This is a genomic window from Martelella endophytica, assembly GCF_000960975.1.
GTDB lineage: Bacteria > Pseudomonadota > Alphaproteobacteria > Rhizobiales > Rhizobiaceae > Martelella > Martelella endophytica.
In genome coordinates, this window is sequence record NZ_CP010803.1 from 1,537,718 (window position 1) to 1,550,396 (window position 12,679).

9 protein-coding genes are annotated in these 12,679 nt (G+C 61.8%); 8 read left to right on the forward strand and 1 reads right to left on the reverse strand.

The genetic code is table 11. From position 1 onward, the window contains the following. Nucleotides 1–95 precede the first annotated feature (95 nt). A complete protein-coding gene (locus TM49_RS07010; protein ID WP_045684905.1) occupies nt 96–2,195 on the reverse strand; it encodes a bifunctional rhamnulose-1-phosphate aldolase/short-chain dehydrogenase in 2,100 nt (699 codons plus the stop codon). 182 nt (nt 2,196–2,377) lie between these two features. Here TM49_RS07010 and TM49_RS07015 point away from each other — a divergent pair, with 182 nt between their 5' ends. From TM49_RS07015 to TM49_RS07050, 8 genes are all read left to right on the forward strand, one after another. Then, nucleotides 2,378–3,178, forward strand: a complete 801-nt coding sequence (locus TM49_RS07015) for a DeoR/GlpR family DNA-binding transcription regulator (RefSeq protein ID WP_045680180.1) — start codon at nt 2,378–2,380, stop codon at nt 3,176–3,178. Nucleotides 3,179–3,228: 50 nt separating this feature from the next. Further along, on the forward strand, nt 3,229–4,218 hold the full coding sequence (rhaS, locus tag TM49_RS07020; protein ID WP_045680181.1) for a rhamnose ABC transporter substrate-binding protein: 990 nt from the start codon (nt 3,229–3,231) through the stop codon (nt 4,216–4,218). A 257-nt stretch (nt 4,219–4,475) separates the two neighbouring features. After that, complete coding sequence (locus tag TM49_RS07025) at nt 4,476–5,987, forward strand: sugar ABC transporter ATP-binding protein (RefSeq protein ID WP_045684907.1); 1,512 nt, start codon at nt 4,476–4,478, stop codon at nt 5,985–5,987. Continuing rightward, a complete protein-coding gene (locus tag TM49_RS07030) occupies nt 5,984–6,967 on the forward strand; it encodes an ABC transporter permease (protein ID WP_045680182.1) in 984 nt (327 codons plus the stop codon). The genes TM49_RS07025 and TM49_RS07030 overlap by 4 nt, the downstream gene beginning before the upstream one ends. Beyond that, the gene (locus TM49_RS07035) at nt 6,964–7,974 is read left to right on the forward strand and encodes an ABC transporter permease (RefSeq protein ID WP_045680183.1); all 1,011 of its coding nucleotides are present in this window, start codon (nt 6,964–6,966) and stop codon (nt 7,972–7,974) included. The genes TM49_RS07030 and TM49_RS07035 overlap by 4 nt, the downstream gene beginning before the upstream one ends. Further along, nucleotides 7,971–9,335 carry an FGGY-family carbohydrate kinase gene (locus tag TM49_RS07040; protein WP_045680184.1) on the forward strand — a complete coding sequence of 455 codons (1,365 nt, stop codon included), beginning with the start codon at nt 7,971–7,973 and terminating at the stop codon, nt 9,333–9,335. The genes TM49_RS07035 and TM49_RS07040 overlap by 4 nt, the downstream gene beginning before the upstream one ends. Nucleotides 9,336–9,412: 77 nt before the next feature. Continuing rightward, on the forward strand, nt 9,413–10,402 hold the full coding sequence (locus TM49_RS07045) for a LacI family DNA-binding transcriptional regulator (protein ID WP_045680185.1): 990 nt from the start codon (nt 9,413–9,415) through the stop codon (nt 10,400–10,402). A gap of 263 nt (nt 10,403–10,665) precedes the next feature. Then, the gene (locus TM49_RS07050; RefSeq protein ID WP_045684908.1) at nt 10,666–12,639 is read left to right on the forward strand and encodes an ABC transporter substrate-binding protein; all 1,974 of its coding nucleotides are present in this window, start codon (nt 10,666–10,668) and stop codon (nt 12,637–12,639) included. Nucleotides 12,640–12,679 lie beyond the last annotated feature (40 nt).

Below are 12,679 nucleotides of genomic sequence, written 5' to 3' on the forward strand. Positions count from 1 at the left end.
TCCTCGGGTCAAGCCCGAGGATGACGCAGAGGGGGAGGGCTGTCGTACCCGATGGGCCGGCGGCGGCACTCCGCCTGACCGTGCCCCTTCTACCTCTAACGCGGAAACGACACCGCGTTGCCTGCATCCACGTTGATGATATTCCCCGTCGACTTCGCCGACATGTCGGAGGCGAGGAAGTAGATGGCTTCGGCGATATCTTCCGGGAATACCGAACGCTTCAGCATCGAGCGCTCGCGGTAGTGCGCTTCCAGTTCATCCGTCGACATCTTGTAGGCGGCGGCGCGCTGTTCCTTCCACTCGCCGGTCCAGATCTTCGAGCCGCGCAGCACGGCATCCGGATTGACGGTGTTGACCCGGATCTGTGCGGCGGCTCCTTCCAGCGCCAGGCAGCGGGCCAGATGGATTTCGGCGGCCTTTGCGGTGCAATAGGCGGACGCGCCAGGGGAGGCGGCGAGACCGTTCTTGGACGAGACGAAGACGACGTTGCCGCCGGCATTCTGGTAGCGGAACAGCCGGAAGGCCTCGCGCGAAACGAGGAAGTAGCCGGTCGCCAGAATGGCGATATTCTTGTCCCAGAGATCGAGCGTCGTTTCCTCGATCGGCGCCGAGGAGGCGAGGCCTGCATTGGAGACCAGAATATCGAGCCCGCCGAATTCGACCACCGCATCGGAAAAGCCCTTTGCCACCTCGTTCTCGCTGGTGACGTTCAGGTGCACGCCGCGGACGATGTCCTTGCTGAAGGCCTTGGAAAGCTCGCCCTTCGCCGTTTCCAGCGCTGCGTCGTCGATATCGGCCAGCACCACGCAGGCGCCTTCGCTGGCAAGTCGGAAGGCAGTCGCCTTGCCGATGCCGCCGGCACCGCCGGTCACAAGCGCGATCTTGCCGGCAAGCGGCTTCGGCTTGGGCATGCGCTGCAGCTTCGCCTCTTCCAGAAGCCAGTATTCGATATCGAAGGCCTCCTGCTCCGAAAGGCCCTGATAGGTCGAGACAGACGATGCGCCACGCATGACATTGATGGCGTTGACGTAGAACTCCGCCGAGATGCGGGCGGTCGCCTTGTCCTTGGCAAACGAGATCATGCCGACGCCGGGAACGAGATAGATGACGGCGTTGGAGTCGCGCATGCCCGGCGAATTGTCGTGCTTGCAGCGCTCGTAATAGGCGGCGTAGTCGTCGCGGTAGGCGGCGATTGCGTCAGGCAGGCCCTCGACCGTCTTGTCGATGTCCGGATTTTCCGGGTCGAAATTGACCACGAGCGGACGGATCTTGGTGCGGAGAAAATGGTCCGGGCAGGAGGTGCCGAGTGCGGCCAGCTCTTCCAGACGATTGGAGCCGACGAATTCGAGCACGGCCGGCTGATCGTCGAAATGGCCGAGCTTGCCTTCCGTTTCCGAAATCATGCCACGGATCTTCGGCATCAGCTTTTCGGCGATCGCGCGGCGCTCTTCTGCCGGCAACGTTTTCACCCTCACGCCACCGAAGACCTCGCCATCGATTTTGGCATCAAGCCAGGCCATCGCCTTGTTGATGATCTCCAGCGTGGTCTCGTAGCTTTCCTTCGCCGTATCGCCCCAGGTGAAAAGCCCGTGGCTTTCGAGGATCACGCCGCGCGAGCCCGGATTTTCCTCGCAATATTTGCCGAGCCAGAGACCCAGTTCATAACCCGGACGTTTCCAGGGCAGCCAGCCGATCTCTCCGCCGAAGATTTCCTGCGTCAGCGCCTTGGAATCGGACGAGGCGGCAATGGCGATGATCGCGTCGGGATGCATGTGGTCGACATGTTTCTTCGGCACATAGGCATGGAGCGGCGTGTCGATGGAGGCGGCGCGATTGTTCAGGTTGAAGGTGCAGTGGGGGAGGTAGCCCACCATCTCGTCCTCATGCTCAAGCCCGCGGTACAGGCCCCTCAGCGCGTTGAGCTTGTCCATGTAGAGCGTGGCGAAGCCATCCATCTTGATGGTGCCGACATCGCCGCCGGAGCCCTTGACCCAGAGCACCTCGACCTCGTCACCCGTGAGCGGATCCTTTTCCATCACCTTGGCAGAGGTGTTGCCGCCGCCATAATTGGTGATGCGCTTGTCGGAGCCGAGCAGGTTGGAGCGGTAGAGCAGCAGTTCCGGCTCGCTCATCCCGGCCGCCTTGCCGTCATCCCATAGGTTATCGAGCCGGCCGGCCCGGTTTTCATTGAGCATGGTTTCCTCCTTCGCCGGCCAGTCTGGCCTTCGTTCTTCCCCGGCAAAATCCATCCGAAAGTCGGGCTTGTCAATCAGAAACAATCAAAAACAGTCAGTAATGTGCCGTATTGCAGTGCGGTATGATTATTTTTGATTGACACTGATGGAAATTCGCTGAACTCTGTCAAAAGGGAGGCCCCATGCACGAAAAAGAGCGTCATCGCATCATCCTGTCCGCCGTACAGGAAAAGCCGGTCGTGACCGTGGCGGAGCTCGTCGACCTGACGGAAAGCTCCGAGGCGACGATCAGGCGCGATATCGCCGCCCTGCATGTGGCCAAGCGTCTGCGCCGGGTGCGCGGCGGTGCGGAGGCGCTGAGCCCACCGCAATTCGTCGGCCTTGCCGGCAGGCCCTTTTCCGTCAACCAGACGATGAATGCCCGCCAGAAACAGGCGATCGCGAAAGCCGCCGTCGCGCTTTGCAGCGATGGCGATTCGGTGATCATCAATGGCGGCACGACGACGTTCCAGATGGTCCATCATCTGGCAAACCGTCGGCTGCAGGTGTTCACCAACTCGTTCCCGATCGCCGAGCATCTGCTGAAGCACTCGAAGAACACGGTGATGCTGTCGGGCGGGGTCATCTACCGGGAGCAGAACGTCATACTGAGCCCGTTTGAGAACGATGTGACCCGGAATTTCTGGGCGAAGCGGATGTTCATGGGCGCGCAAGGCGTCGGGCCGCTGGGGCTGATGGAAGCCGATCCGCTGCTGATCCAGGCGGAGCAGAAGCTGATCGACCAGGCCGAGGAACTGGTGGTTCTGGTTGATTCCTCGAAGTTTGCGCAGCGTTCGAGCCTGATTTTGTGCGGTCTGAAGCGGATTTCGACCGTGATTACGGATTCCGGCCTGCAGGCGTCCGACGCCCGCATGTTGGAGGAGGCCGGCATATCGGTGATCATCGCCGATGCCGAGGCCATGGAGGAAACCGGTTCGGTCTGAAGCTTTGGAGGAAGCGAAGCCGGACCCTGTTCATCAAATGGAGGAGTAGGATGAGCATTTTGAAGAAAGTACTCGTCGGGGCGCTGATCTCGACCGCGCTGATTGCGCAAGGCGCCAATGCCGCCGACAAGAAGATTGCGCTTGTCGTCAAGGCGCTGGGTATCGGCTTTTTCGAGGCCGCTGCGGATGGTGCTGAGGAAGCCGCCAAGGAGATCGGCGATGTCGAGCTGATCTATACCGGGCCGACCGATACGACCGCAGAAGGCCAGATCGAGGTCATCAACGCGCTGATCGCCCAGAAGGTCGATGCCATCGCGATTTCGGCCAATGATCCGGATGCCGTCGTGCCGGCGCTGAAGAAGGCGATGGACCGCGGTATCAAGGTTATCTCGTGGGATTCCGGCGTGGCCCCTGAGGGGCGAATGGTTCACCTCAACCCGTCTTCCAACCCGCTGATCGGCAACATGATCATCAAGCTTGCCGCCGACAACCTGCCGGATGGCGGCAAGGTCGCGGTGCTGTCGGCTTCGGCGACGGCCACGAACCAGAACATCTGGATCGAGGAGATGAACAAGGTCAAGGACAACTATCCGGGCATCGAAGTGGTCACCACCGTCTATGGCGACGACATCTTCGACAAGTCCTATCGTGAGACGCAGGGCCTGATCCAGACCTATCCGGACCTGAAGGCGATCATCGCGCCGACCTCCGTCGGCGTCGTCGCGGCCGCGCAGGCGGTGACGGACGAGGGCAAGATCGGCGAGATCAATGTGACCGGCCTCGGCCTGCCCTCCGAAATGGCGGCCTATGTCGACAACGGCGCATCGAAATCCTTCGCCATCTGGAACCCGATCGACCTCGGCTATGCCGCCGTCATGCTGTCGAACGACCTGATCGACGGTGCCGAAGCCAAGCCCGGCGCGACGCTCTCCATGGGGCGCCTCGGCGAGTTGACGCTCGACGACGACAATGCCGGCGCCATGGCCGATCCCTTCGTCTACGACAAGTCGAACATCGACAAGTTCAAGGACATTTTCTGAGGCCTCTTCTTATCGATCTCCCCCCTTGAGGGGGAGATGCCCCGACAGGGGCAGAGGGGGGTGAACCCTATCCGAGAGCACAGAGACCGCGTCTTTAGGGCTTAGCCCTTTACCCCTCTCTGTCGCTTTCGCGACATCTCCCCCTCAAGGGGGGAGATTGGTGGCGGCAGAGTCTGAGCAACCATCCCTCCGAAAGCGATCCGGCCCGCCCTCAACTACAGCGGGCCGGCACTCCAGAGAAAACATGGCAGGCCATGATGCCCGATACCGATAAAAACGCCGCCATCGCGCTGGACGGCATCACCAAGACCTTTCCCGGCGTGCGCGCGCTGTCGGATGTCTCGCTCCGCCTCTATCCGGGCGAGGTAACGGCGCTTGTCGGCGAGAATGGTGCCGGCAAGTCGACACTGGTGAAGATTCTGACGGGCATCTACCAGCCGGATTCCGGCGAAATCACCATGGACGGTGAGCTCGTCACCTTCCCGACGGCCGATGCCGCAAGTGAACACGGCGTCACCGCCATCCACCAGGAAACCGTGCTGTTCGATGCGCTGACGGTGGCCGAGAACATCTTCATCGGCCATGCGCCGAAGAACCGGCTCGGTCTCATCGACTGGAAGAAAATCCGCGCCGAGGCCCGCGATATCCTCGACAGCATCGGCGCGCGTATCGATCCGCGCCATCGCCTCTCCGATCTCGGCATCGCCAACCGCCACATGGTCGCCGTCGCCCGCGCGCTTTCGGTCGATGCCAGCGTCGTCATCATGGACGAGCCGACGGCGGCGTTGTCGCAGAAGGAGATCGAGGAGCTTTATGAACTGGTCGAAAAGCTCAAGCGCGACGGCAAGGCGATCCTGTTCATTTCCCACAAGTTCGACGAGATCTTCCGCATCGCCGATCGCTACACCGTCTTCCGCGATGGCGAGATGGTGGGCGAGGGGAAGATCGCCGAGACCGATGAAAACACGCTGGTCGAACTCATGGTCGGCCGCCCGGTCGATCAGGTGTTTCCCAAGCAGGAGGTCGAAATCGGCGGCCCGGTGCTCACCGTTGCCGGCTATCGCCATCCGACTGAGTTCGAGGACATCAATTTTACCCTCCGCAAAGGTGAAATTCTCGGCTTTTACGGGCTTGTCGGCGCGGGGCGTTCGGAATTCATGCAATCGCTGTTCGGCATCACGAAGCCCTCGGCCGGCGCCGTGCGCATCGATGACGAGATCGCCGTCATTCGCTCGCCGTCCGAAGCGGTCAGGCAGGGCATTGTCTATGTGCCGGAAGAGCGCGGGACGCAGGGGACGATCACGGCCATGCCGATCTTTGCCAACGTCACCCTGCCGTCGCTCACCAAAACCTCGAAGAGCGGCTTCATCCGCTTGGCGGAGGAGTTCGCGCTCGCCCGCGAGTTTACCGAACGGCTCGACTTGCGCGCGGCAAGCCTCGATCAGCCGGTCGGCAATCTCTCCGGCGGCAACCAGCAGAAGGTGGTGATCGCCAAATGGCTGGCGACAGAACCCAAGGTCATCATTCTCGATGAACCGACCAAGGGCATCGATATCGGTTCCAAGTCCGCCGTCCACGCCTTCATGAGCGAACTTGCGGGCAGGGGACTTTCGATCATCATGGTGTCGTCCGAAATCCCGGAGATTCTTGGCATGTCCGACCGTGTCATCGTCATGCGTGAAGGGCGGATGGCCGCCGAATTTTCCCGTGAAGAAATGACGGCGGAGAGGCTGGTGCGCGCGGCGGCCGGCATTGGGGAGGCGGCTTGATGGCGGGGCTGTTCAAACACCGCGAGGCGCTGCTTCTGGTCGCCATTGTACTTCTGGTCGGCGCGATCGAGCTGCGCTTTCCGGGCTTCATCGCCCCGCGCAATCTCGTCTCGATCTACAACGACACGGCCATCCTGATCATCCTTGCGCTCGGTCAGGCGGCGGTGATCCTGTCGCGCGGCATCGATCTTTCGATTGCTGCCAATCTGGCGCTTTCCGGCACCATCGCCGCCCTTCTCAATGTCGCCTTTCCGGATCTGCCGGTCATCCTGCTGCTCGCCGCTTCGGTCGCGAGCGGCACGCTGCTCGGCGCCATCAACGGTCTTCTGGTCTGGCGTCTGTCGATCCCGCCGATCGTCGTCACCCTCGGCACGATGACGATCTATCGCGGCACGATCTTTCTTCTGACCGATGGCGCCTGGGTGAACGCCCACGAGATGACGGCGGCCTTCAAGGCGGTGCCGCGTGCGACATTCCTCGATCTGCCGGTGCTGTCATGGGTGTCGCTTGCGGCCATCGCCGCCATGGTGGTGGTGTTCGTTTACACCCGCCTCGGCCGCGCCTTCTATGCTGTCGGCGGCAACCCGCACGCCGCCGTCTACACCGGCATCTCGGTGGGACGGACGCATTTCTTCGCCTACCTGATTGCCGGGAGCCTCGCCGGCCTTGCCGGCTATCTCTGGGTCGCGCGCTATGCCGTCGCCTATGTCGATATCGCCAGCGGCTTCGAGCTCGATGTCGTCGCCGCCTGCGTTATCGGCGGCATCTCGATTGCCGGCGGGGCAGGCACGGCGATCGGCGCCGTGCTCGGCGCGCTCTTCCTCGGCATCATCAAGAACGCCCTGCCGGTGATCAATATCTCGCCCTTCTGGCAGATGGCGATTTCCGGCGCGGTGATCATCATTGCCGTGATCGTCAACGCCCGCGGGTCTAGGGTAAAGGGGCGGGTCATCCTGAAGAAGGCGGAGCACGCGCTATGAGCATGACTGAGACCCGTCACGTTCCCGACAGGCTGCACAGCCGTGGTCATCGCGCCCTTCGAAGCTGGGAAAGCCTGCTGCTCGTCGTCGCCGTTGCGATCTTCATCGCCAACAGCTTCGCCTCGCCCTATTTCCTCGATGCCTGGAACCTGTCGGACGCGACCTTCAACTTCACCGAAAAGGCGCTGATCGCCTTTGCCATGGCGCTGGTCATCATCTCCGGCGAAATCGACCTTTCCGTCGCCTCGATCATCGCGCTTGCCTCCACCGCGATGGGTTACGCGCTGCAATATGGCGCCGGCACACCGGAACTGGTGGCGATCGGCCTTGGCGTCGGCCTTCTTTGCGGCGCCTTCAACGGGCTTTTGATCACCGGCCTCGGCCTCCCCTCCATCGTCGTCACCATCGGTACGATGAGCCTGTTTCGCGGGCTTTCCTATGTGGTTCTCGGGGACAAGGCGTTTACCGGCTATCCGCCAGGCTTTGCCTATTTCGGCCAGGGCTATGTGTTTTGGGTGATCTCCTTCGAACTGGTGCTGTTCGTGGTCACGGCCATCCTGTTCGGCATTCTTCTGCATCTCACGAGCTTCGGCCGCATGGTCTATGCCGTCGGCAACAATGCCACCGCCGCGCGCTTTTCCGGCATCCGCGTCGGCCGGGTGAAATTCCTGCTGTTCCTGATGACCGGCGTGATGTCCGGACTTGCCGCCATCTGCCTGACCTCGCGGCTCGGCTCGACGCGGCCGTCGATCGCCTTCGGCTGGGAGCTGGAAGTGGTCACCATGGCCGTACTCGGCGGCATCAACATTCTTGGCGGGTCCGGCACCATTCCCGGCGTCGTTCTCGCCGCGATCATCATGGGGCTTGTGACTTTCGGCTTCGGGCTGATGAATGTTCCGGGTATCGTGATGTCGATCTTCATCGGCCTGCTGCTGATTGGCGTCATCGCGCTGCCGGTGCTTTATACCCGCCTCGCACGGCGCATGAAAAAGAGTGAAACCGCATGAATGTCGCCGTCATCGATATCGGAAAGACCAACGCCAAGGTCATTCTCTATGATCTTGAAGCGGCAGCGGAAAAGGATGTCCGCTCGACACGCAATGCGGTAACCGGCAGCGATCCCTATCCGCATTTCGAGGTCGACGACCTGTTCGCCTTCATTCTGGGCGCCCTTGCGGAGCTGCACAAGGCGTACGGCGTCGATGCCATCTCGGTCACCACCCACGGGGCGACAGCGACGCTTCTGAAAAAGGATGGGAGCCTGGCGCTTCCGGTGCTCGACTACGAGCATGACGGACCGGATGAGACCCGCGAAGCCTATGAGAGCGTGCGTCCGCCCTTTGCCATCACCGGCTCGCCGCATCTGGCCGTCGGGCTCAATATCGGCGCCCAGCTTTTCTGGCAGAAGACACGGTTTCCTGAAGCTTTTTCCGACATTGCCACTGTATTGCCCTATCCGCAGTACTGGGGCTTTCGCCTTACGGGCAGACTTGCGAGCGAAGTGACGAGCTGGGGGTGCCACTCCGATCTCTGGTCGCCGCGCGCGAAGACGTTTTCGCCGCTGGTGGAGGCCCTCGGGCTTGAGGGGAAGATGGCGCCGCTGGTGCGCGCGGATGAGGAGCTCGGAGCCATCCTGCCGGAGATTGCAGAGAAAACTGGGCTTTCGTCGGATACACCGGTCTATGCCGGCATTCACGATTCCAACGCCTCGCTGCTGCCGCATCTCTGGTCGCGCAAAAGCCCGTTCGCCGTGGTCTCGACTGGCACGTGGGTGGTGGTGATGGCTGTCGGCGGCCATCCGCCGATGCTGGACGAGACCCGCGACACGCTGATCAACGTCAACGCCTTCGGCGATCCGGTGCCGTCTGCCCGGTTCATGGGCGGTCGCGTCTTCGAGGTCGCGGCGCCGAAGGGCGATGTCGCGGTCACCGATGAGGATCGCACTGCGATGCTGAAACGCGGCGTCATGCTGATGCCCTCCGTGCTCGGCGATACCGGTCCTTTCCAGGGCATCATTGGCGGCTGGACGATTGACGAGGCGAAGCTCACCCCCGGCATGCGGCTTCTCGGCGTGTGCTGGTATCTGGCGCTGATGACCGGCGTCTGCCTCGAGCTGACCGGCGCTTCCGGCCCGGTCATCGTCGAGGGACCGTTTTCCGAGAACCGCGATTTCCTCGCCATGCTCGCCGCCGCCACCGGCCGCCCTGTCGAAAAGAGCCCGGGTAGCGGCACGTCGACAGGCACGGCGGGCCTCGTCACCGGCGGCCCGAAGCTGAAAGCCTTCGCGCCGCATCCGGAGCCGCTGCACGATCTCGATGCGCTCAACCGCTACGCCGAAGCCTGGCGCGAGAACCTGCCGGCCGTGTGAGCCGTGGCCTTTCAAAATCCGCCTGTTTCGGCTAAAGCCTGCCGCATCGTCAAAGACCGCTCAGCGGGGAAGCAGGCTTGAAAACCGCAACGGCAAATGATGTGGCCCGGCTTGCCGGCGTTTCGCGCTCCGCGGTGTCGCGCACGTTTTCGGGCAATGGCTTCGTTTCCGCCGAGAAGCGCGAGAAGATCCTCTCCGCCGCCGCGCAGCTGAACTACCGGCCAAACGCGCTTGCCAGCAGTCTCGCCTCCAGCCAAAGCAATCTCGTCGCGCTGATCCTGAACCGTCGCGAGGAATACCGCTCGCCCTATTTCTACAACGCGCTGGTCAATGCCGTGCAGGAGGCAGGCTTCTTCCCGCTCGTCGTCGTCATGGATCCGGCCGAGGATGGCACGCGGACCATTGCCCGCGCCTTCTCCTATCCTGTCCACGGCATCATCGTCATGGCCGACAGCGTCCATCCCGGCTCCACCCGCGGTCTCGTCTCGGCAACCCGCCCGATCGTGCTTAACAGCAACTGGACCGGCGACGATGCTGTCGACGCCATGGTTGTCGATCACCGCGGCGGTATCTTTGCCATGGTCGCTGCACTCGAGCGCTCGGGCCACAAGACCGTCGCCTTCATCGATGGCCGGTCGACCTCCACCGAATCGACCACGCGGCGCTCGAATTTCATCAATGCCGTCGCCGCAAGCGGCCTGACGCTGATCGCCGAAGGCAACGGCGACTACAGCTATGACACCGCCGCCCGGGAGGCGATCCGCATCATTGAGAGCGGCGCTGCGCCAGATGCCTTCTTCTGCGCCAACGACCAGATGGCGTTCGGAGTCATGGATGCGCTGCGGCTGACGCTTGGCAGGCGGGTGCCGGAGGATGTCAGCGTGATCGGTTATGATGGCAGTCCGGAGGCGCGCTGGGCCTCCTATGGGCTTGCGACGATCCGGCAGCGCAACGAGGAAATGGTCTCGAAAGTCGTCTCGCTGCTGACCGAGCCGCTCGACCATCCGCGGCAGTTTCTGATCACCACCGAGTTTATCCCCCGCGCCTCGATCCGCGGCGGTGGCTGATTACTGCACGCGATTTCATAAAAGCTTCAATGCCCTGCACAAAAACTGTGATCCGCATTGCCTAGCCTGATGGCGAAGCGCGGCTGGGTCTACCACACGGTGTCCACCTGAATGAAGTTGTGCACGCGCGTGCATACGGGAACGACCTTCAACAAACCTTCATAAACCGTTCATCGTTCTTATAAGAACCAGTCCTATGAACGCGTGTGCAGTTTCCCGGTCGCGTCATGCGCCGCCCATCCGGCATCCAGAAGGACACCGTCATGAGTATTCTCCGTCATCGCATCGCAATCCTTGCCAGCGCCGCCACTCTCAGCGCGCTGGCCGGCACCGCTTCCGCTCAGAATGCCTGCGACGCCTATCAGCAGGCGCCACAGCTTGACGCTCAGGTCGAAGACGGCGCGCTGCCGCCGGTGGCCGAACGTCTTCCCGAACAGCCGCTCGTCGTCGACGTCGCCGAACAGATCGGCGTTTATGGTGGCAATCTTATCGATACCCAGAACGGCACCCGCGTTTCCGATATGCGCCACTATGGCTATGAGCCGCTGGTCCGCTGGTCGGTCGACGGCAGCGAGATCGTTCCCAATGTCGCCGAAAGCTGGGACATCTCCGACGACGCCACCACCTACACCTTCCATCTGCGCAAGGGGATGAAATGGTCCGACGGCGAGCCCTTCACGGCCGACGACATTGTATTCTGGTGGGACCGCGTCGAAAACAACACCAAGATCAACGCCAAGCCGCGCGCTTTTCTGGTCGTCGATGGCGAGGCGGCCAAGGTCGAAGCACTCGACGACGAGACCGTGAAGTTCTCCTGGACCAAGCCGAACGGTCTTTTCCTGATCAACCTCGCAACCCCTTACGGCCAGCGCGTCGTTCAGTTTCCCGAACATTACATCAAGCAGTTCGACATCGACCTCAATCCCGATGGCGTGAAGCAGATGATGGCGGATGCCAACGCCACCGACTATAACAGCTGGTGGTGGGATGTCGTCGGCTCCTACAGCTCCCCGTCGCAGTACAACGATCCGGCCCGTCCGCGGATCCAGGCCTGGCTGCCGGTTGCGCCCTATCTTGGCGAACAGCGCTTCACCTTCGAGCGCAACCCCTATTATTTCAAGGTCGACACCGCCTGCAATCAGCTGCCCTACATCGATGGTCGCACCTTCGTCATGGTGCAGGATCCCGAGGTTGAACTCGGCAAGACGCTTGCCGGCGAGATCGATATCTCGCGCGTAAGCATCTCCAATCCGTCCAACCGCGCGATCTTCTTCGAAAACCAGGAGAAGGGCGACTATCGCCTGATGAGCGCTTCGAGCGCCGACATGAACACCGCCTTCTTCATGTTCGCGATGAACAATCCCGATCCTTTCAAGGCGAAGGTCTATCAGGACAAGAACTTCCGCATCGGTCTCTCCTACGCGATCAACCGTCCGGAAATCATTGACGTCGTCTATCTCGGTCAGGGGGAGCCGAGCCAGGTCGGACCGCGTCCGGGCTCGCCGTTCTACAGCGAGAAGATGGCCAAGCAGTACGCCGAGTATGATCCGGAAAAGGCCAATGAATATCTCGACAAGGTTCTGCCCAACAAGGATGCCGAAGGTTACCGCCTGAACGACAAGGGCGAGCGCTTCCGCATGACCGTCTCGGTCAACCAGGACTTCCGTTCGGACTGGGTCGATGCCGCGCTCCTGATCGCCAAATACTGGAAGGCCGTCGGCATCGATCTCAATGTCGACGTTGTCGGCGGCGATGTCTTCAAGGAACGCGAGTTCGCGCCGAACCGCGACGTCAATCTGTGGATTGCGGAGAACGGTTCCGGCCGGCTGCCGCTGGTTTCGACCTTCGTCATGGTCGGCGGTCCGGGCATGGCCGGCAACTGGGATGCCTGGGAGCGTGGCTATGCCCGGGACACCGGCGGCAATGCCAATTTCGGCTCTGATGTCGCGGCTGAAGTCGAACCGGTCTCCCCGCCTCAGGAAATCGCCGACATGTTCCGGATGATGGAAGAGATCCCGGCAACGGCTGGCGACAAACAGGACGAGCTGATGAACCAGTTCCTCGATGCGGTCACCGACTATTTCCCGACGATTGGCATCGCCCTGCCCATGGGCAATTACCGCGCGGTCAAGAACCGCCTGCACAACGTGCCGGACACGCTGATCGAAGGCTGGCTCTATCCGGGTATCGCCCCGGCCAACTTCGAGACCTTCTACATCGACAAGGACAAGCAGTAAGTCCTCTCCAAGCTGAATACGGGTGCGGGCCGGGCGTCCG